The sequence below is a fragment of the Aeromonas sp. Prich7-2 genome, from assembly GCF_017939255.1.
GTDB lineage: Bacteria > Pseudomonadota > Gammaproteobacteria > Enterobacterales > Aeromonadaceae > Aeromonas > Aeromonas caviae.
Genome location: NZ_JAGKRI010000004.1, coordinates 48,498 through 69,668 on the forward strand (window position 1 = coordinate 48,498; position 21,171 = coordinate 69,668).

Consider the following 21,171-nt stretch of genomic DNA (forward strand, 5'->3'; position numbering starts at 1 on the left):
CAGACAGCCCCGGATCAGCGACATGGCGCCTCCGCCGTCGGGCAGGGCAGACTGGCGACAGCCGGGAGGCGCCGCCACATGGGAGAAGGAGTGCTCAACAGGCGTGTCATCCCGGATCAGCCCTTGGGGGGATACCATTTGTCGAGCAGCTCGGAGGAGCGTTGCAGCTCTTTCTGCCAGGTGTCTTTTTCCACCACGGTGGGCTTGAGCAGGATCACCAGCTCCACCTTGCGGTTGCTCTCCCGGCGGTTGGTGAAGGCCTCGCCGACCCAGGGGATGTCACCCAGCAGGGGCACCTTGCTGACAATCTCCTGCCTGTCGGTCTTCATCAGACCACCGATGACGATGATGTCCCCATTGTTGGCCTGCACCACGGTATCGGACTCGCGGATGGAGCTCTTGGCCAGCGGCAACACCAGGGGATCGGCGGTGCCGACGCTGATGGTCTTGCTCTGCTCCTCGGTGTCGATGACGGAGGGGTGGATATGCAGCAATACCTTGCCCTGCTCGTCGATCTGGGGCGTCACGTCCAGGGCTATCCCCGAGAAGAAGGGGGTCAGCTCCACGTTCGGGGTGACGATGGGGGCCGAAGTCCCCGAGGTGGTGGTGGTGGTCGAGGCGTTGGTGACGAAGTATTCGTCCGTCCCCACCTTGATCACCGCTTTCTGGTTGTTGGTGGCCGTCACGCGCGGGCTGGAGAGGGTGTTCACGTCCCCCTGGGTCTTGAGCAGGCTGACCGCGACGTTGAAGTTGCCATCGGAGATGGTGAAACCGGCGCCGCCCCCCAGAGCCCGGAAGATCTGGTTGGGGGTCGAAGCGATGGGGCTGTCCATGAGGGAGCCGCCCCCCGTGATGCCCTTGCCGCCGTCCCAGCTTGCGGAGAGACCGCTCCAGTCCACCCCCTGCTCGTAACCCTCGTTGAGGGACACTTCCAGGATCCGCGCCTCCAGCACCACCTGGCGCTTGAGGTGTTCGCCGGACTGGTCCAGGAACTCGCGCACCGCCTTGAGCTCCTTGGGATAGGCACGCACCGTGACCAGGCCCGCCTGGGGACTGGTGATGACGGCCCGCCCTTCCCCTGTGCCGATCAGGGTCTGCAGAGCATCCCGCAGATCGGTCCAGTAGTCGTTGTTGCTGTCCGTCTCGATGCGGGTGCCGTTGCTGTTGGTGTTGTTGTCACCGCTGGCGGTGTTGCCCTGGCTGTTGTTGTTGCCGCTGTTGTTCAGGCCGTTGTCGAAGTTGTTGTTATTGCCATTGTTGTTGTCGTTGGCCGTCACCCCGCCTGTGCTCACCGAGGTACGGGAAAGACCGCGCCGGGCCATCATCAGGTAGTTGACCGGAATGGTCTCGGTACGCAGACCGGCGGGATAGACGTGGAACACGTTGCCCTTGCGCTGTACGTCGAAGCCGTACATGTCGCCGACGGTCGCCAGCGCCTCCTGCAGGGTCACATCCTTGAGCTCTACCGAAATGGCGCCCGCCACACCGGGATGGACCGCCACGCTGTAGCGGGAGCCCTTGAACAGGGAGCCGAAGAACTCCACCGCGTCCACGTCATGGGCCGCGATGCGCATCCGCTTCTCGGGAATGGTCATCGGCTGCTGGGGACGATTGAGCTGCAACAGCTCGCTCTGCACCGAGGGCGGCAGGGAAGTCAGGGGGGCGGTCGGGCTCTGCTCGCTCATCGCCTGCTTGAGTGCATCTTTGGCCTGTACCGGCTCGGGGTGACGATAGGTAGTGCAACCCGCCACCGCCAGCGCGAGGGGAAGCAGACAAAAAGGGTGTTTTTTCATGTTATTCGTGCACCTGACTCGCTATGAAACTCGACAAACCTGGCCCGCACCATCCCGTGCGACACCCACTTCACATCCGGATCTTGCTGCCAAACAGGGTCAGTGTCTGGCGTTTGCCCGCTTTTTCCAGCACCACGCTGTCGGCGCTGATCCCCACCAGCCGGAATCCGTTGACCTGCTGGCCGACCCGGTAGCTTTGACCGTCGAGCACCGCCAGGGCGGGCCCGCTCCCCAGGATGACGCTCTGCAACCTGGGCAGACCGGCCTCCTTGGCGACACTCGCCGCCGAGCCGGATCCCGCCAGGGGCATGGTGGGATCCTGCAGCACCTCGGCCTGGGCCTGCAGCGCGAGCAGGCTCCCCCACAGGGCCAGCCAGCGCCAGGATGGGAAGGCAAAAATGCGGGATCCCGTCCCGCCGACATGCCGCTTAACCACGGATGAACTCCTTGCTGGTGCTGAGGGTGTAGATCTCCATCGCTACCGCCGCCTTGGGATGCTCGACCACCCGGTAGTCAAAGCCCTTCCAGTAGAAGTGCCGAGGCAGGGCTTCGAGCGCTTTCAGGTACTGGTAGACATCGAAATAGCCGCCCTCCAGCTGAAGCCGGATGCCGTGCCTGAACAGGTTCACCTTCTGCTCCCCGGCCATCAGCGGCTCGGGCTTGAGGGAGGTGAGCGCCAGCATATGCAGGTTGGCGGAGCGGGACAACAGGGCCTCCAGCACCGCGGGCATTTCGTGGGCGGGGATCAGATCCACCGTCTGAGCCAGCAGCTCGGCATCCATCTGGCGCAGGGACGTCTCGACGCCGGCGAGCTGCTCGCGTACCTGGGCATCGGGATCCCGCCCCAGCCTGGCCTGCTTGCCCTGGTTTTCCAGGGTCAGGATCTCCAGATCCCGATGCACCGCAGCCAGGGCCTGCCGATCCTGGCCCAGCCGGGTGTCGGCGTCATCCAGCCAGCCATAGATGCCCATGGCCCCGAGCAGCACGACCCCGGTCAACAGAATGAGGATCCGCTCGCGCAGGCTGAGGGCAGCGATCTGCTGCGCCCATCCCTGCCATTGTGCCTTCATGTCCATCAGGGAGTCTCCCGCGCTATGCCACTGAGCTGGAAGGCAAGCTGGCCCTCCTTGTCCCGACTCAGGGTGAGCTCACCAAACTGCTTGCCCGCCAGGGAGGGGGTCTGCTTGAAGCGGTTCACCCAGGCGGGCACGCCCTGACTGCGTTCGGCCACGCCCGCGAGGTTGATGCGCCCGTCGCTTATCTCGATCCGTTGCAGGGAGAGGCGGGGATCCCGCAGGCGGGCAAGGTCTTCCATCACCCCCGCATAGCCCTGGGATTTTTGCAGGGAGAGGTGGCCAAGCTGCTGCATCAGCGCCTGTTTGGCCCCCAGCTCTTCCCGCTTGTCGGCCAGTTGCCGCTGCAAGTCTGCATTCGCCAGATGGCGCGCCAGCTCCGCATCGAGACGCCTGGCCTCGCCGCGCTGCACCTCGAGCTGTGCCCGCACGCCAGCCAATTCACGATCGAGGCCCTGCTGTTGCCAGCCATAGAAGAGGGTGGCCCCCAGCAGCAGCACCAGGACGCCGCCCCAGACCAACGCCATCTGGGGCAGGCTGGCCCACAGACGTCTTGGCCGGAATTCGGCGCCATAGAGGTTGATATGGTGTTTCATCAGTCGCTCCTGCCCAGGGCCGCGCCATAGGCACTGAGGTATTCGACTCCTGCCAGTACCGCCTTGTTTGCCATGGCCGACACCGGGAAACCGAATGTCTGTTCCAGGTGACGCACCAGTACCCCCATGGCGGAGGAGGCGATGGCCAGTTGCAACTGGCCGGGCTCGGGCAACTTGAGATGGCCGGCCAGATAATCGATGGATCGCTGGATCTCCAGCGCCAGCGCGTCGAGCTGGTCGGCATCTGGCTCATGGCTGCCGGTGAGGCTCGCAAATCCGCGCAACTGGCGGGAGAAACAGAGTCCGCCCCGATGGAAGACCAGCAGTTGCAGCTCCTGCCCCCGCGGTTGCCAGAGCAGCATGCGCACCATCTGGTCCGCCTCGTAGAGGGCCGTCATGGCCAGTTCGTCACTGACGATGGCCTCCAGGGTCGCCGCGCCGTTGACCGCATCCGCCACCTGCTGCACCCGGCTCTTGGGCATGCAGACAACGTTGATGCGCGGACGCCCGGCAGGGGGCGTCGGCAGATCCACATAATCCATGGCGAGCTGCAACACCGGCTCGTTGACGAAATCCTTGATGGCCCAGGGCAGGGCCCCCGCCATCTCGGCATCGGGGACGGCGGGCTTGTCGATCTGGATCTGCTGATAAAGGCTGGCCGCGAGGGCCACCCGCACCTTAGACTTGGCCAGACCGTGCCGGGAAAACAGCTCGGCCAGGGCCTTGGACCAGTCGTGGGGGCCGTTGACAGGCTGGCTGGCAAACACGGGAACGGGGTCCACGCAGGCCAGCAGAATGCGATCGCTGGCCAGCAGGATCCCGACCTGATGGCTGGAGGGAGAACGCCTGAACAGTGACTTCATCTGGATCTTCACCTGGCCGCGTAAAACGGACTAAACCTTAACATAAACAGGCTATCAGCCTCCAACTTTATGACAAACAACGCATCGACGGCCACGCTGGCACCCACGGGATACGATCCCATGGCGCCCCTTCAGCTCCCCTCCCCCCTGCACCGGATCCGGCATCCTCTGCTGGCAGCCCATGACGTCACGCTCTGGTGCAAGCGGGACGATCTGATCCACCCGACCCTCTCCGGCAACAAGTGGCGAAAGCTCAAATACCATCTGCAACAGGCACAGATGCTGGGCAAAGGCCACATCCTCTCCTTTGGCGGCGCCTACTCCAATCACATCCACGCCCTGGCCGCAGCAGGACTCAGACTGGGACTGCGCACCACGGGCATCATACGCGGTGAAGGGGATACCGTCAGCAATCCCACCCTGAAAGCGGCCAAAGGCTGGGGCATGGATCTCGTTTTTGTCGACCGCCAGGACTATCGCCGGCGCCAGGATCCCGAATGGCTTGCCCGGTTCGAGGATGACGACACCCTGCTGGTACCGGAAGGAGGCAGCAGCCCGCTGGCCATCCCCGGGGTGGCCGAGCTGGTCGACGAGGTGCCCTTCTCGCCGGATCTCTGGGTGCTGCCCTGCGCCAGCGGCGGCACCCTGGCGGGACTCATCGCGGGCAAGCGGGGGCAGGAGCAGATCCTGGCCATCGCGGTGCTCAAGGGGGCCGACTTCATCACCGGCGAGGTATGCCGGTTGCATCCGGCGGCGGCCACCACCCCGGGCTGGCGCATTGCGCTGGATCACCACGACGGCGGCTATGCCAGGTTCAGTCCGGCACTCTGGCAATGGGTGCAGGCATTCAGTGCCGAAACCGGCTTGCCGCTGGAACCCATCTACAGTGGCAAGGCGATGTGGGGGCTGTTTCGCGAACTGGCGGCAGGCCGCATTGCGCGCGGCAGCAAGATCATCTTCATCCACACCGGTGGCTTGCAGGGGCTGGCGGGCCTTGAGGAGCAGGGCCGCCTGTCACCCCGGCCGGGATGCTAGTCAGGCTGGTTGAGGGGTTCGGGGTCGGCAAACCAGGGACCTTGACCGGCATGCACGCCCAGGTGTCGCAGCATCTTCCACTCGTCGCCACTCTCCACCCCCACCGCGATGACCCGGGCCTGGGTATTGGCACAGCCTCCCACCAGACTGCGTACCGCCATCTGGTTGACCTGGCGCAGGTGGATCTCCCGCACCAGGCTGGGGTGCAGCTTGAGGAAGTGGATCTCGAACTCCTTGATGTACTGGGTGCTTACCACGTCCTGGCCCGCATGATCGATGGCCAGCCTGCACCCCAGCATGCGCATCGCCCGAAGCGGCCGCTTGAGGGCCTCGTAGTGGCGGGTCACCTGGGACTCCGACAACTGCAGGATCAACCCCTCGTTGGTACTGCGCGGCAACTGGAACAGCTCGAAGAAGAGCTCGCGCTGGAACTCGCGGGTGAGCAGGTTCTGGGCGCACAGAGAGAGGCTGATAGGGCAGCTCGATGCCGGTCGCTGGCGCAGCAGTCGCAAGGCTCGGGCCACCACCAGCCTGTCCAGCGGCAGCAGCAGACCGGCCTTCTCCGCCATGGGCATGAAGACCCCCGCCTGCAGCTCCCGGCCCTGCTCGTCGTGAAGGCGGATGAGCAGCTCCTGCTGCAACACCACCTGATCCCGCTCCTGCTGCACAGGCTGGACGTAGAAGTCGATACCCTGCTCCTCGATGCGACGGCTGATCAGGGTGCGCCAGCGCACCGTTCCCTTGCTGCTCGCCTCCTCGTTGAGGGATTTCTCGAACAGGAACCAGCCACTGTGTCCTTGCAGGCGCGCGCTCTTGAGCGCCAGCTCCGCCTCTTCCTGCACCTTGAGCAGGGAATCCTGTGCCTGATAGCAGACCGCACCGAGATAGACGGCGGTGTCGGCATTGACCGCTTCGGGCCAGTGCAGCCGCTGCAGACTCTTGAGCAACTGGCTGGCGCCGTCCACCATCTCGCTCTCTGACATGTTCGGCAGCAGCACGGCAAAGACCTGACCGGCATAGCGCGCCTGCAGGGCTCCGCTGTGCTTTCGCACGAAGGCGGCGATGGTGGCGCTCGCCTCCATCAGGAGTTCCTGGCTCGGGCGCCCGCTCAGCTCGGGATCCAGCTCCTCCAGACCGGCCAGCTCGATCAGCAGCACGCCGCCGCTGATCACGCTTGCCTCCATGATGGCGCTCTCCAGCCGATTGTCGAAGAAGAGGCGGTTGCCGATGCCCGTCGTCTTGTCGACGAAGGCGTTGCTGCGGATGAAGTTGTCGAAGCGGCTGCGCTCCTTGCGGGCGTCGGCCAGCTCGGTCAGCAGATGGGTGAGGGCCTGACTGGCCGAAACAGGCCACTCCTCGGCAGGGTCATGGGCCAGCTTGGTCAGCTTGCCATCCAGGATCAGCTGGGCACGCTCCGCCAGCAGCTCGGCACCGCGCAACTGCTGACGCAGCCAGCGGATGGAGTACCAGAGCCCGAACACCACGATGAAGATACCCAGAGAGATGCCGAACATCGCCTTCATGGAGTACTCGAACTCCTTGAACGGCCTGTCCAGCTTGAACTCGGCCCGCATCCCGGCCTGATTGGGGATCGCCTCGCTGTAGGCGATCAGCAGGCTCTCGTCCGTCTGCTGCTGCACATCGCGAAACCAGTAGACCCGCTGCTTGTCCTGACGGATCTCCAGCTCCACCACATGGGAGGCCCGCAACAGGGAGGGCAGCCAGCGGGCAAGGGCTTGCTGGTCATCGGTCACCCCCAGTTGCTTGTCGATGATCTCCACCAGGGAGTCGACCCGGTTCTGCTGCAGCTCCATTCCCATCTGGCGGAAACTGAAGACCCCGCCGAGCATCACCATGGCCATGGCCGAGATCACGCACAGCGTAATAAAAGAGACGAGTTGAGTGGTCAGTTTCATGTGCCTTTCCGTAGCCGACAACATCCATAGGGCATCATGGTATCAGCCCAGACCAAACGCCGCCTATGGATGAAGATCCCGCTTCTGCAAATAAGCGGGCGGATGCGTCATGCGGCGCCGTTGTGCGGGCCGCAAAAGAGGCATCAAGGGAGAGAACGAGGGGACACAGGCTGAGGAGCGGACAGAAAAATGGTCCCACAGCGGGGACCAAAAGAAACACTCATATCAAAACTAACACTCTGTGCTACTGACAAAAATAGATACAGGAGTATTGAACACACGGTGAGTCAAACCGCATCGCTACTTTAGCCACTTCAGATAAGCTGGACAATTGTCATTTATGACAGGTCAGCGATTGAATCTTGTTCAGGTGTGTAGCCATATCCTTTATTTATCAATTAATTATCGTTTTTGTTCCAAGTGTGACCAACTTGGCTCAAATCGATGCAGCTAATGCTATGATGCTTGAGTCTCAATCGGGTTGTTTCATTTCAAGGAAGAAGGGTGCCCACCATGTCTGCACGATCTCCGTTATGGATTCCTCTGGGCCTCTTCTGTTTGCCCCCGCTGCTGATGCTGTTGCTCACCCCCCTGTTGAGCGACAAGCTGGCTCACCACCTGTTGCAGACAAAGGAAAGGGCTCTGCTCGACTACCAGCAGGAGCGCAACCAGCTCCTGGATCACGATGTCCCCGCTCAACTCGCCCACTTTGCCTTCGATTGCGGCCCCAAAGACATGGCGCTGCTGCGCTCACCCCAGTATTACAACCGCCATATTCGCCTGGCCGGCCTGCAGCTTGCCAACGGGAGCGGCTGCTCCACCCTGGGCCCCCCCCTGCCCCAGCTTGCCGACGCCGGCATACCGGTCTCCCCCGACTTTCATATTTCCAGCACGGCCCCCATGTTCGATACCGAACGCGAAACCCTGGTCTATGCGAGACGCAACGGCAATCTGGCCTATTGGGTGCTCGACAGCAGCTGGAGCCATGAGCTGCTGCGCACCCCCTGCAACGACTGTTTCTACCTGGAGTTCAACCACAAGCACCCGACCCAGTCCGGGCTCTTTTTCCCCCGTGGCAACAAGCACATTCGAGAAGAGCCACACCCGATGCGGCTGCTCAGTTTCGACCCCCAGCATCAGGTGGAGCAGACCCTCTGGGCTGGCGAGGCACTGAAACGCTACGCCCGCTCACAGATACACCGCGATGGCCTCTGGTCGGCCGGTGCGCTGGGGGCGCTGCTGGCGGCCCTCTACTGGGGCCTTAGAAACTACCGGCGATCCCTCAAAGGATTGCTGCAAAGAGGGCTGGCTCGGCGGGAGTTCATTCCCTTCTATCAGCCCATAGTGGACAGCAGAAACCGAAGGGTGGTGGGATTCGAGGCCTTGCTGCGCTGGCAGCGAGGACGGGATCTGGTGTCGCCAGGCACCTTCATCGCCTATGCGGAAGAGCAGGGGCTGATCCTGCCGATGACGGATCAACTGCTGGAGCGCATCCTGGCGGATCTCCCCGTCCTGGCCCCGCATCAGTGGGTCAGCGTCAATCTGGTGGCGGGCCATATCGAGCAGCCTCGTCTGCGCACCCAGTTGCAGCGCCATGGCTGGCCCTCGCCGGCCCGCCTCACCTTCGAACTCACCGAGCGGGATCCCATCAAGCACATCCAGGGGGCCATGGCGGAGATCGCTGCTCTGCAGGAGAGGGGCTATCACTTCAAGCTGGATGACTTCGGCACCGGCTATGGCGGCTTTGCCTACCTGCAACGGCTCGGCATTCGCCAGATCAAGATCGACAAGATGTTCGTGGATACCATAGGCACGGACGACCTCAAGCGCAGCGTGCTGGATGCCACCATCGCCTTCGGCCTCAAATCGGGCATGGAGATGATCGCCGAAGGGGTCGAAACCCAGGAGCAGGTGGATTATCTGCATCGCCACGGAGTCCACCTGATCCAGGGCTACGTCTATGCCAAGCCCATGCCCCTGAGCAAACTGAAGATCTGGCTGATGGCATGGCAAGAGGGCGAGACAACCAGCCCCTCCGACCCGCACTGAGGCGGTACCTGCCCCGCCTCTCACCCTTTGCAACAAAATGATGCTCCGCATGAGGAGCATCTCCCCTTATCATGGGTCTGTGCACCCTGGGTGCACCAAGTCGCTCCATACCCCGTCGGCCGAGGCCGCCCCGAGATGAGAACCACTGCCTATGAAGTCTTTTATCCGACAAGAGATTGCTCTGCCTGCCGGTCTGCTGACCCTGCTCTTCTTCAAAACCCTGGGGAGCGACCTGCTGGCAGAGACAACCCCCTTTGCGGTCTACCTGCCGGTGTCGCTGGCCCTGCTTGCCATCGTGACCTGGGCCATCTTCTCCGTCGTACGTCACTCTGACGCCCTCGCCATCAAGCTCGGGGAACCCTTCGGTACCCTGATCCTGACCCTCTCGGTCATCTCCCTGGAAGTGGTGATGATCTCCTCCGTCATGCTGACCGGCGATCCCAATCCCACCATGGCCCGTGACACCATGTTCGCGGTGGTGATGCTGGTCACCAACGGTCTGGTGGGCTTCACCCTGCTGTTTGGCGGCTGGCGCTATCACACCCAGAACTTCAATCTGGACGGGGTCAAATCCTATCTGGTGGCCATCATTCCCCTGGCTCTGCTCTGTCTGGTCCTGCCGAACTTCACCCAGGGCGGCACCCTGGGCAGCCTCTCCAAGGCCATGTCATGGATGCTGATCATCATCTCCATCCTGCTCTATGGTGTCTTCCTGCTGATCCAGACCCGCAGCCACAGCCACTTCTTCGTCGACAGCGATCACGAGGATCTCGAGGATCACCACGGCCCGCTGCAGAGCAACGTCTATCACACCCTCTTGCTGCTCGCCTACCTGGTGGTGGTGATCCTGCTGGCCAAGACCCTGGCCATCCCCATCAACTACGGGGTGCACGTGATGGAAGCCCCGATCGCGCTGGGTGGTTTCATCGTCGCCTGTATCGTACTGGCCCCCGAAGCGGTCGGCGCCATCAAGGCGGCCTTCAACAACCAGTTGCAGCGGGCCATGAATCTCTACTTCGGCTCCGTGCTGGCCACCATCGCCCTCACTGTACCCTCCGTGCTCTTCATCGGCTCCCTGATGGGGCAGGAAGTGCGCCTGGGCCTCTCCCCTGCCGACATGGTGCTGCTCATCACCACCCTCATGGTCTGTAAAGTGACCTTCAGCAGCGGCCGCACCCACGCCCTGCACGGCGCCACCCATCTTGTGCTGTTTGTCGTTTACCTGTTCCTGATGTTTGAACACGGATAAGGCTGCCAGCACTCACCCCGTGCTGTTCGTGGTTTATCTGTTCCGGATGTTTGAACACGGATAAGGCCGCCACCACCTGCCTGCTGCCACTCTGCGCAGCGCGCTTCCGATGGCCAAGCACAGGAGCGGCGCCCAAAGCCCAGAAATGAAAAGACCGCCCCATGGGCGCAATGCTGTTCACTTAAGAGAATTTGAGTTCCAGTCCACGTAGTATCAGGACAAAAAATCGAGGGAGGCATGATGCCTCCCTCTTTCTATTGCAAGCCCCGCTGGATAAAGGCTGGAGGAAGATCGACTGGACACAGCCTTGCCCCCTCAACTCAAATCCAATTTATGAATAATCAGTCAAAAAAGTGCTTATCTGAACAGCATTGGCCCCATGGGCGGTCTTATTTATGGTTTGCTCAGACTCGGGGTCAGAGGCTGGGCAGAGTCCCGGCCGGGATCAGGTCGTTGTAGCTGGCACGGCCCAGCAGGGCGGCGGCCGCCTCGATGTCCGGTGCAAAGTACCTGTCCTTGTCATAGAAGCTGACCTCTTCCCGCAGACGGCCCTTGGCCAGCTCGATGAGCTCGGTGGAGCGCAGGGGAGCGCGGAAGTCGAGCCCCTGGGCCGCTGCCAGCAGTTCCACCGCCAGGATGCCACGGGTGTTCTCGGCCATGTCCGCCAGCCGGCGACCGGCGAAGGTGGCCATGGAGACGTGGTCCTCCTGGTTGGCCGAGGTGGGCAGGCTGTCCACCGAGGCCGGGTGGGCCAGGGTCTTGTTCTCGGAGGCCAGGGCCGCCGAAGTGACCTGGGCGATCATGAAACCGGAGTTCACCCCGCCGTTGTTCACCAGGAAGGCCGGCAGGCCGGACATGCGCGAGTCGATGAGTAGCGCCATGCGCCGCTCGGACAGCGACCCGATCTCGGCGATGGCCAGGGCCAGGTTGTCGGCGGCAAAGGCCACGGGTTCTGCGTGGAAGTTGCCGCCGGAGATGATCTCCTCATCCTCGGCAAACACCAGGGGGTTGTCGGAGACCGCGTTCGCCTCGCACACCAGCACCTCGGCGGCCTGACGGATCTGGGTCAGGCAGGCACCCATCACTTGAGGCTGACAGCGCAGGGAGTAAGGATCCTGCACCTTCTCGCAGTTGTGGTGGGACATGCCGATCTCGCTGCCGTCCACCAGCAGGTGGCGGTAGCAGGCGGCCGCATCGATCTGGCCGCGCTGACCGCGCACCTCGTGGATGCGGGCATCGAACGGCCGGCGGCTGCCCAGCGCCGCTTCAACGCTCATGGCACCGATGGTGATGGCGCCGGCGTAGAGATCCTCGGCATGGAACAGCCCTTCCAGCGCGAAGGCGGTGCTCGCCTGGGTGCCGTTGAGCAGGGCCAGCCCCTCTTTCGGCGCCAGGGCGATGGGCTCCAGTCCTGCAATCTTCAGGGCCGTGGCGGCGTCGATCAGCTCACCCTTGTGACGGGCCTTGCCTTCACCGATCAGCAGGCAGCTCATATGAGCCAGGGGCGCCAGATCGCCGGAAGCGCCGACGGAGCCCTTCTTCGGCACCACGGGATAGACCTCGGCGTTGATAAGGGTCATCAGGGCCTCGAGCACCGTCAGCCGGATGCCGGAGAAGCCACGGGCGAGCGAGTTGACCTTGAGCACCATCATCAACCGCACGGTGGCGTCATCCATGTACTCGCCAATCCCTGCCGCATGAGAGAGCACAATGGAGCGTTGCAGCTCGTCCAGCTGCTCCACCGGAATGCGGGTGTTGGCCAGCAGGCCAAAGCCGGTGTTGATGCCGTAGACCACCCGGTTTTGCTCGATCACCTTGGTGACCACGGCGGCGGAGGCGTGGATCCCCGCTAGGGCAGCCGGATCCAGGCTGACGTGTACCGGCTCGCGGCTGACACGGCGCAGGGTGGCGAGGCAGAGTTTGCCCGGTTGCAGATTGAGTTCGAACATCTTATTTCACCCCTTTGCCGGTGGCGTCGATCATCGGCAGATCCAGTTTCGCCTCATGGGCACAGTTGATGGCAATCTCGTAGCCGGCGTCGGCGTGACGCATCACCCCGGTGGCCGGGTCGTTGCGCAGCACGCGGCCGACCCGCTTGGCGGCATCGTCGGTGCCGTCACAGACGATCACCACGCCGGAGTGCTGGGAGAAGCCCATGCCCACACCGCCACCGTGGTGCAGGGAAACCCAGGTCGCACCGCCTGCGGTGTTGAGCAGGGCGTTGAGCAGCGGCCAGTCGGAAACGGCGTCGGAACCATCCATCATGGATTCGGTCTCGCGGTTCGGGCTCGCCACCGAGCCGGAGTCAAGGTGGTCACGGCCGATGACGACCGGAGCCTTCAGCTCGCCATTCTTCACCATCTCGTTGAAGGCCAGGCCCAGGCGCACCCGATCCTTGACACCAACCCAGCAGATCCGCGCCGGCAGGCCCTGGAAGGCGATGCGCTCGCGGGCCATGTCGAGCCAGTTGTGCAGGTGGGGATCGTCCGGGATCAGCTCTTTTACCTTCTGGTCGGTCTTGTAGATGTCTTCCGGGTCGCCGGAGAGCGCCACCCAGCGGAACGGGCCAATGCCCTCGCAGAACAGCGGGCGGATGTAGGCCGGCACGAAGCCCGGGAAGTCGAAGGCATTCTTGACCCCCTCTTCCAGCGCCATCTGGCGGATGTTGTTGCCGTAATCGAGCGTGGCGGCGCCGCGGGATTGCAGGGTCAGCATGGCTTCGACCTGACGGGCCATGGAGCGGCGAGCCGCCACGTTGACCTCGTCCGGTGCGCTCTTTTGCAGATCGCGCCATTGGGCCACGCTCCAGCCCTGGGGCAGGTAGCCGTGTACCGGGTCATGGGCGGAGGTCTGGTCGGTCACCACGTCTGGCGTGATGCCGCGAGCCACCAGCTCGGCGAAGACGTCGGCGGCGTTGCCGAGCAGGCCGACGGAGACGGCGGTGCCGCTGCGTTTGGCCTCCTCGACCATGGCCAGCGCCTCATCCAGGCTGTGGGCCTTCTTGTCGACGTAGCGGGTACGCAGACGGAAATCGATACGGGTCTCGTCGCACTCCACGGCGATCATGGAGAAACCGGCCATGGTGGCGGCCAGAGGCTGGGCACCGCCCATGCCACCCAGGCCCCCGGTCAGGATCCAGCGGCCTTTGGGCTCGCCATTGAAGTGCTGGTTGGCCACCGCGAAGAAGGTCTCGTAGGTGCCCTGCACGATGCCCTGGGTGCCGATGTAGATCCAGGAGCCAGCGGTCATCTGGCCGTACATCATCAGACCCTTTTTATCGAGCTCGTTGAAGTGCTCCCAGTTGGCCCAGTGGGGCACCAGGTTGGAGTTGGCGATGAGCACCCGCGGCGCATCCTTGTGGGTCTGGAACACCCCGACCGGCTTGCCGGATTGCACCAGCAGGGTCTGATCGTCCTCGAGCCGGGTCAGCACCTCGACGATCTTGTCATAGCAGGCCCAGTTGCGGGCGGCGCGGCCGATGCCGCCGTACACCACCAGGGACTGGGGATGCTCGGCAACATCCGGATCCAGGTTGTTCATCAGCATCCGCAGTGGCGCTTCGGTGAGCCAGCTCTTGGCGGTCAGCTGGGTGCCGTGGGGAGCACGGATCACGCGGCTCGGATCGTGGCGGGGATCCTGGTGTTGTACAGACATAGACACTCCTTGTTTAGCGATGCAGTCAGGCGGCGCGGTGCGCCACTACTTGGTCAACTGGTGAACCAGGCGCGCGGCCACGCGGGCACTGCGGTTGTCCTGATCCAGGTTCGGGTTGTACTCAGCCAGATCGGCGAGCCTGAGCTTGCCGCTGGCCCGGATATGGGCGATGAGCGGTTCGATGACCGCCAGCTCCACGCCGCGAGCGGCGGGAGCGCTCACTCCCGGCATCACTGCCGCCGGCAGCACGTCGAGATCGATGGTGAGATAGAGGTGGTCGCAACGGGCGATAAAGGCATCCAGCCCGCCTAGCAAGGCTGGCAGCTCGGTCGGCGTCATCGCCTCGTCCAGCACGTGCCAGACTCCCAGCGCCTCGGCGCGGGCAAAGAGCGCCGCGGTATTGGCGGTTTCGGCCACCCCGAGACAGGCATAGTGAAAGGGGGTGCCCTGGGCAGCGCACTGCTCGGCAATCTGGAAGAAGGGGGTGCCCGAGCTCGCCTGCTCCTGTTTCATGCGCAGATCGAAGTGGGCGTCGAAATTGATGATCCCGACCCGCCCTTCGCCGCCAAGATGACGGTTCAGGCCGCTCCAGCTGCCGAACGCCACCTCGTGGCCGCCTCCCAGCACCAGGGGGAAGTGCCCCTGATCCAGCGCACTCGCGACCCGCTCGGCCACGCGCCCGTGGGCGGCATCGAGATCGCCGTCCTCACAGGCCAGATCCCCGCCGTCATAGACGGGGGCGCCCAGATGCCAGGCCGTGTTGGCCAGCAGCTTGCGCACCGCCAGCGGTGCACCGGCCGCGCCGACCCGCCCCTTGTTGCGGCGCACCCCTTCGTCACAGGCAAAGCCGAGCAGCACCACGCCGGGTTCGCGATTCCCCTGCCAGGGTTGCACCCTATCGTGCCAGCGCAGGGCCAGCTCGCCGTCTTCGGGATCCTGACGCCCCTGCCAGACCGACATGTCGATCCCGTTGAACTTATCCATGAAGGGTTTCCTCCCCGTTGACCACACGGCTCACCAGCTGATCGACGCCGATGAGGTAGCTGAGCTCGGCCGGATGGCCGCAGTTCCAGACAAGGAAATCCGCCAGCATGCCGACCTTGAGCTGCCCCAGCCGTTCCTGCTCGCCGAGCGCCCTGGCGGCGTGGCGGGTCACCCCGGCCATGGCCTCCACCGGGGTCAGGCCAAACAGGGTGCAAGCCATGTTCATGGCCATGCGCAAGGAGACGATGGGGGCCGTGCCCGGGTTGATGTCGGAAGAGACAGCCATGGGTACCCCCGCCTTGCGCAAGGCAGCGATCGGGGGCAGCTTGGTCTCCTTGAGGAAATAGAAAGCGGTGGGCAGCAGGGTGGCGACCACGCCACGGTGGGCCAGCGCCTGGATCCCGTCCTGATCCAGATATTCCAGATGATCCACCGAGAGGGCGCCGAAGTGGGCGGCGAGCGTGCTGCCCCCCAGGTTGGAGAGCTGATCCATGTGCCCTTTCACCGCGAGGTTGTACTGATCCGCCGCCAGATAGACCTGCTCGGTCTGGGCAAGGGAGAAGCCGATGTGCTCGCAGAAGACATCCACCGCATCCGCGAGACCTGCCTCGGCCGCCGCCGGGATGATCTCCTGGCAGATGGTCTCGACCCAGGAGTCGGGATCGTCGCGATACTCCGGCGGCACCGCATGGGCCGCCAGCAGCGTGGTCTTGACCCGGATGGGCTGCGTCTCTCCCAGACGACGGGCCACCCGCAACATCTTGAGCTCGTCTTCCAGGGTGAGGCCGTAGCCGGACTTGATTTCGACTGTGGTGACCCCTTCCCGGATCAGGGACTTGATCCGCGGCAACGCCAGCTCATAGAGCCGCTCCTCGCTGGCTGCCCGGGTGGCGCGCACCGTGCTGATGATGCCACCCCCCTTGCGGGCGATCTCCGCATAGGGGACTCCCTTCTGGCGCAGCTCGAACTCTTCGGCGCGACTGCCGGCGAAGATGAGGTGGGTGTGGCAATCGATGAGACCGGGGGTGACCAGCTTCCCCTTCATGTCCTGCCAGGAGGCGGCATAGGGGCCCTTGAGATCCTGCATGGGGACCAGAGCGTGGATCTTGCCATCCCGCACGCCAAGGGCATGGGGCTCCAGCAGGCCGTAGTCCGCCAGATCGGGGCGCAGGGTGGCGGGTGTCACGTTGAGCCAGACCCGCTCGCAGTTCAACAGTTCCTTGTTCATACCGACCTCTAAATGTATATACAATAATTTATAGCCGATCTCTGAAAAGAAAGGAAGGATCAAGTTCACATCTTGATAACAGCGGCTTTATTAGAGTGTAAACACAAAAAAGCCCACCGAGAGGTGGGCTTTTAAATGCTTAATTTGTATATACAATTATGCGAGACGCGTCTTGGAGCTCAGCTTGTAGCGGGAACCCGGCGACAACAATCTGGCATAGGAGACCAGACAGCCGTCTGACCAGGTGCGCCGGTGCAGCAGCAGGCAGGGGGTGTCGACCCTCACTTGCAGCAGTCCGGCTTCACCAGCACTCGGCAACACGGCTTCTACCACGTGCTCCATCTCGGAGAGGGGGCAGATCTCCATCAGATAGCTGTTTGGCGTCTGCTGGGTGAAATCCTGCTCGCCATAGCCGGGCAGTCGCTCGGCATCGACGAAGCGCTCCTCCAGTTGCAGCGGCTCCCCATCGGCCTGATGGACGATGAGGCTGTGAAAGGTGGGCGCCCCGACCCGCAGGCCCAGACGCACCGCCACTTTCTCGTCGGCGGCCTGACGTTGCAGCCGGATCACCCGCGCGCTGTACTCGCTGCCCCGCTCGGCGATCTCGTCTGCAATATTGCGAATCGCCAGGAGCGGCGACTCGGTACGCCTGTCGGCCACGAAACTGCCGGATCCGGCGGTGCGCACCAGCCAGCCTTCGGCCACCAGCTCACGCAGCGCCTTGTTCACCGTCATGCGGCTCACGGCAAACTGCTCGCACAGGGCGGCCTCGGTCGGGATCCGGTCGCCCGCCTGATAGTGGCGTTCGCGGATCCCGTCCAGGATGTGCTGCTTTATCTGAAGGTAGAGCGCAGGAGCCACCGGATGGTCCTCAGCGGCGACGATGGGGCGGACGCATGTCCGGCCAGGCGCGATAGACGTCAGGGATCTGGTCAGGGCCGCTGATGCAGAGATCGAGATCGTGCAGCAGGCCATCCTTGATGCCGTAGATCCAGCCGTGCACCGCCAGCTCCTGCCCCTTGCGCCAGGCATTCTGGATGATGGTGGTGTGACAGACGTTGGCGACCTGCTCGGCCACGTTCAGCTCGCACAGGTAGTCGAAGCGCTCGTGCTCATCCTCGATGGCTTCGAGCTGTTCGCCGTATTTGAAGTAGACGTCCTTGATGTTGCGCAGCCAGTTGTCGATGAGACCCAGCTCCTGGTTCTGCATCGCAGCCTTGACGCCACCGCAGCCATAGTGGCCGCAGACGATGATGTGCTTCACCTTGAGCACCTCCACCGCGTATTGCAGCACCGAGAGGCAGTTGAAATCGGTGTGCACCACCAGGTTGGCGACGTTGCGGTGGACAAAGACGTCCCCCGGCAAGAGCCCCATCAGCTGGTTGGCGGGAACCCGGCTGTCGGAACAGCCGATCCAGAGGTACTCGGGTGCCTGCTGGGCGGACAGGGTAGCGAAGAAATTGGGATCCTCGGCCTTGATCCGTTCCGCCCACTCGCGGTTGTTGGTAAACAAGTCGTTCAACAGTTTCACTTCTGCTCTCCCTACTGTGGCAGTGGCGGCAACATACCATACACAAGGGTAACCAAGGCAAGGCCGACCAGATCCCCGCAAAACAAAAACAGGGCCATCAGGCCCTGCTTCTTACCGGAGGAGGCCGTCAGGCATCCATGGCATCTTTCAGCTTCTTGAGCGCGTTTTTCTCAAGCTGGCGCACCCGCTCGGCCGAGACGCCGTAAGTATCGGCCAGCTCCTGCAGGGTGGTCTTGCTCTCGTCATCGAGCCAGCGGGCACGAATGATGTGCTGGCTGCGCTCGTCCAGGGTCGCCATGGCCGCACTCAGACGACGGGTGGCATGGCTGTCCCAGTTGTCGTTCTCGATGTTCGCGGCGAGATCGGAAGATTTGTCTTCCAGATAGTGCACCGGCGCGAAGCCACCCTCGTCTTCATCGTCACCGACCAGATCGAAAGCCTGATCGTAATTGCTCATGCGCGCTTCCATCTCGGTGACGTCGGCAGCGGATACCCCGAGGTCGGCAGCCACGGCCTGCACTTCTTCGTGGTTCAGCCAGCCCAGACGCTTCTTGGACTTGCGCAGGTTGAAGAACAGCTTGCGCTGGGCCTTGGTGGTCGCCACCTTGACCATGCGCCAGTTGCGCAACACATATTCGTGGATTTCGGCCTTGATCCAGTGTACGGCGAAGGAGACCAGACGCACGCCCACGCTCGGGTCAAAGCGTTTGACGGCTTTCATCAGGCCGATGTTGCCTTCCTGCACCAGATCGGCCTGAGGCAGGCCATAGCCGGAGTAGCTCTTGGCCACGTGAACGACAAAACGCAGGTGCGACATAACGAGCTGGCGTGCAGCTTCGAGATCACCATCCTGCTGCAGACGCATCGCCAGTTCGCGCTCTTCCTCTGCGCTCAGCACAGGGATCGAGTTGACGGCCTGGATATAGCCTTCCAGACTACCTTGCGGAATCAGAGCCATAGTGCGTTGCAATGAAGTTCCCATGTTCTACCTCTTACTTTTCAATCGAATCAGTCTAACACCCTGAGAAGACGTGTCTACCGACCAGGTATCATTCTGCGTGCTGCATCATACATCACCCCAGCATGAACCCGGCCTATCTTAGGCTGACGGCATGAATCATAAATGAACAGTCAAAAAAAAGGGGTCACAGTAAAGGACCCCTGAAAAGTAGCATGCTAAGTCCATTGTTGCGGAGCTCGCAACCTTCACATGCTTGCCAAGTCAGACGAGCAAGGCATAGGGGCCATACCCGTATTCATTCTGTTGCAGTCAATAGACCATTGATAAATCAAAAGGTTCAGAGGATCCACATATGATCCTCGGCGCAGACACCATTTAGATTACTCTGAGAAAGTGGCCCGTGCCAGAAACGGGCCACTCTTTTACTTGATCCAGTTCGCAAAATCCAGCGCTTTAAAATGCTGATAAATCAATCAGGACGGTTCTATGTCGCGAATATGCCTGTGCACCGAGAACCAGGAGGCGATCAACCCCAGCAGGGCGCCCAGCAGTATGAGATTGAAGCCGTCGAACGCCCCCATCCCCACCAGACGGAAGTTGCTGTTGTAGAGCCCCGCCAGCTCCTTCACCACCCCCTCGCTCCAGATCACCATCACCTCGGTCAGCCACCAGGCCAGCATGCCGCCGATGACCCCGAACCAGATGCCCGTATAGAGGAAGGGACGGTGGATGAAGGCATCGGTCGCGCCCACCAGCTTGAGCACTTCAATCTCGGAACGCTGGTTCAGGATATTCAGGCGCAGGGTGTTGCCCACGATCAGCAACACGGCGGAGAGCAGCAACACCGCGATACCTGTAATGGTGTGGCGCAGCAGGTTCATGATCCCCTGCAACCGGGTCAGCCACTGCAGATCCAGCTTGCCCTGCTCGATACCGGGCTCGTTCTCCAGCTTGGCGAGCAGCTCGGCGGCCCCTTCCGGATTCTGCCAGCGCGGATCCGGGATCACGCTCAGCACCGGCGGCAGCGGGTTGCTGTCCAGATAATCCAGGGCATCACCGAAGCCGGAGATCTCCCGAAATTCCCTGAGCGCCTCGTCACGGTTCATATAAGTGACAGACTCCACCTCCGGATAGAGCAGGATCCGCTGCTTCATGTCGAGGATGCTCTGCTCCGGCAGATCCTTGCGCAAATAGAGGGAGATCTGGGAGCTGGTCTGCCAGCTCCCCTCTACCACTTCGGCATTCTTCAGCAATACGTGGAAACAGGAAGGCAGCGCCAGACTCACGCCAAGTACCGCCAGGGTCATCAGGGAGGCGAGCGGGTTGCGCCACAGCTCACCCAGGCTGGCAAAGGCCTGGCGCACGTGATCCACGCCATACATCATCAAGCGACGCAACGGCGGCTGTTTATGACGAACAATAGCCATCAGCGATCCTCCCCGGACGAATACATGCGACCCGCCTTGAGGGTCAGGGTGCGGTAGCGCATCCGGGCGATCAGCCCCAGATCGTGAGTGGCAATCAGCACGGAGACGCCGAAGCGGTTGAACTCCTCGAACAGGCGCATGATGTCCATGGAAAGCTGGGGATCCAGGTTGCCGGTCGGCTCGTCCGCCAGCAGCAGCGGTGGTTTGTTGACGATGGCGCGGGCGATGCCGACCCGTTGCTGCTCACCACCGGAGAGCATGCGCGGCTGGTAGCGCTCCTTGCCGAGCAGCCCGACCTTGTCCAGCGCCGCCGCCACCCGCTTGTTGATGTCCCCATGGCTGTAGCCATCGATCACCAGGGGCAGGGCGACGTTGTCGAACACGGTACGATCCATCAGCAGGCGGTGATCCTGGAAGATCATGCCGATCTGGCGGCGCACGTAGGGGATCTGGCTGCGCTGGATGTGGCTGACGTCATCGCCGTGGAAGAAGACGCGGCCGTCGGTCGGTCGTTCCATCACGCTGATGAGCTTGAGGAGGGTACTCTTGCCCGCCCCCGAATGGCCGGTCAGGAAGGCCATCTCCCCCTTGCGCAGGTGAAAACTGACCTTTTGCAGCGCTTGATGACCGCCACTGTAGACCTTGCTGACCTTGTCAAAACGAATCATAACGGTTCCCTGAGATTGACAAACCCCGACCGGGATAAAGCATGGGGCGCTCACTCCCCCGTACCGGCACAACACCTGGATGACAACACCGGTCACAACCATGCCGCGTGTCATCCTTGTCCGGATGAGCCATGCCTGCGCCCT

18 protein-coding genes are annotated in these 21,171 nt (G+C 62.7%); 3 read left to right on the forward strand and 15 right to left on the reverse strand.

The window, feature by feature from the left end:
- Positions 1–116: 116 nt before the first annotated feature.
- From mshL to J9892_RS00815, 5 genes are all read right to left on the reverse strand, one after another.
- A complete protein-coding gene (gene mshL, locus J9892_RS00795; RefSeq protein WP_210537869.1) occupies positions 117–1,793 on the reverse strand; it encodes a pilus (MSHA type) biogenesis protein MshL in 1,677 nt (558 codons plus the stop codon).
- A 70-nt stretch (positions 1,794–1,863) separates the two neighbouring features.
- Positions 1,864–2,166: an MSHA biogenesis protein MshK gene (locus J9892_RS00800; RefSeq protein ID WP_029313533.1), complete on the reverse strand. Its 303-nt coding sequence runs from the start codon at positions 2,164–2,166 to the stop codon at positions 1,864–1,866.
- A 55-nt stretch (positions 2,167–2,221) separates the two neighbouring features.
- Entirely contained in the window at positions 2,222–2,869 is a 648-nt protein-coding gene (locus J9892_RS00805; protein WP_210537872.1) for an MSHA biogenesis protein MshJ, read from the reverse strand.
- Positions 2,869–3,462 carry a PilN domain-containing protein gene (locus tag J9892_RS00810; RefSeq protein ID WP_210537874.1) on the reverse strand — a complete coding sequence of 198 codons (594 nt, stop codon included), beginning with the start codon at positions 3,460–3,462 and terminating at the stop codon, positions 2,869–2,871. Before J9892_RS00810 ends, J9892_RS00805 begins: the two co-directional genes overlap by 1 nt.
- Positions 3,462–4,325 (reverse strand): hypothetical protein, encoded by an 864-nt coding sequence (locus J9892_RS00815; RefSeq protein WP_041214302.1) that lies wholly within the window; start codon positions 4,323–4,325, stop codon positions 3,462–3,464. The genes J9892_RS00810 and J9892_RS00815 overlap by 1 nt, the downstream gene beginning before the upstream one ends.
- 120 nt (positions 4,326–4,445) lie before the next feature.
- Here J9892_RS00815 and J9892_RS00820 point away from each other — a divergent pair, with 120 nt between their 5' ends.
- Positions 4,446–5,360 carry a pyridoxal-phosphate dependent enzyme gene (locus J9892_RS00820; protein WP_210537876.1) on the forward strand — a complete coding sequence of 305 codons (915 nt, stop codon included), beginning with the start codon at positions 4,446–4,448 and terminating at the stop codon, positions 5,358–5,360.
- Here J9892_RS00820 and J9892_RS00825 read toward each other — a convergent pair.
- Positions 5,357–7,276: an EAL domain-containing protein gene (locus J9892_RS00825; RefSeq protein WP_210537878.1), complete on the reverse strand. Its 1,920-nt coding sequence runs from the start codon at positions 7,274–7,276 to the stop codon at positions 5,357–5,359. The two genes, J9892_RS00820 and J9892_RS00825, sit on opposite strands and share 4 nt — an antisense overlap.
- 513 nt (positions 7,277–7,789) lie before the next feature.
- On the opposite strand from J9892_RS00825, the gene J9892_RS00830 reads away from it, so the two are divergent.
- Both J9892_RS00830 and J9892_RS00835 read left to right on the forward strand, forming a co-directional pair.
- A complete protein-coding gene (locus J9892_RS00830; RefSeq protein ID WP_128296308.1) occupies positions 7,790–9,325 on the forward strand; it encodes an EAL domain-containing protein in 1,536 nt (511 codons plus the stop codon).
- A gap of 151 nt (positions 9,326–9,476) precedes the next feature.
- On the forward strand, positions 9,477–10,574 hold the full coding sequence (locus tag J9892_RS00835) for a calcium:proton antiporter (protein WP_210537888.1): 1,098 nt from the start codon (positions 9,477–9,479) through the stop codon (positions 10,572–10,574).
- Between the two features lie 416 nt (positions 10,575–10,990).
- Here J9892_RS00835 and hutH read toward each other — a convergent pair whose 3' ends face one another.
- The 9 genes from hutH to ftsE form a co-directional block, all read right to left on the reverse strand.
- Complete coding sequence (gene hutH, locus J9892_RS00840; RefSeq protein ID WP_010672611.1) at positions 10,991–12,523, reverse strand: histidine ammonia-lyase; 1,533 nt, start codon at positions 12,521–12,523, stop codon at positions 10,991–10,993.
- 1 nt (position 12,524) lies between these two features.
- The gene (gene hutU / locus J9892_RS00845; RefSeq protein ID WP_104455120.1) at positions 12,525–14,228 is read right to left on the reverse strand and encodes a urocanate hydratase; all 1,704 of its coding nucleotides are present in this window, start codon (positions 14,226–14,228) and stop codon (positions 12,525–12,527) included.
- A gap of 45 nt (positions 14,229–14,273) precedes the next feature.
- Positions 14,274–15,212 (reverse strand): formimidoylglutamase, encoded by a 939-nt coding sequence (gene hutG, locus J9892_RS00850; RefSeq protein ID WP_128312912.1) that lies wholly within the window; start codon positions 15,210–15,212, stop codon positions 14,274–14,276.
- Positions 15,205–16,440, reverse strand: coding sequence for an imidazolonepropionase (hutI, locus tag J9892_RS00855; RefSeq protein ID WP_010672608.1), 1,236 nt, complete (start codon positions 16,438–16,440; stop codon positions 15,205–15,207). The genes hutG and hutI overlap by 8 nt, the downstream gene beginning before the upstream one ends.
- Before the next feature lie 156 nt (positions 16,441–16,596).
- Positions 16,597–17,301, reverse strand: coding sequence for a histidine utilization repressor (gene hutC / locus J9892_RS00860; protein ID WP_041212197.1), 705 nt, complete (start codon positions 17,299–17,301; stop codon positions 16,597–16,599).
- 10 nt (positions 17,302–17,311) lie between these two features.
- Entirely contained in the window at positions 17,312–17,971 is a 660-nt protein-coding gene (can, locus tag J9892_RS00865; protein WP_010672606.1) for a carbonate dehydratase, read from the reverse strand.
- Between the two features lie 127 nt (positions 17,972–18,098).
- Complete coding sequence (gene rpoH, locus J9892_RS00870) at positions 18,099–18,953, reverse strand: RNA polymerase sigma factor RpoH (protein ID WP_029313526.1); 855 nt, start codon at positions 18,951–18,953, stop codon at positions 18,099–18,101.
- Between the two features lie 452 nt (positions 18,954–19,405).
- On the reverse strand, positions 19,406–20,359 hold the full coding sequence (gene ftsX / locus J9892_RS00875; protein ID WP_029313524.1) for a permease-like cell division protein FtsX: 954 nt from the start codon (positions 20,357–20,359) through the stop codon (positions 19,406–19,408).
- Complete coding sequence (gene ftsE, locus J9892_RS00880) at positions 20,359–21,027, reverse strand: cell division ATP-binding protein FtsE (protein ID WP_010672603.1); 669 nt, start codon at positions 21,025–21,027, stop codon at positions 20,359–20,361. The genes ftsX and ftsE overlap by 1 nt, the downstream gene beginning before the upstream one ends.
- Positions 21,028–21,171: the final 144 nt, after the last annotated feature.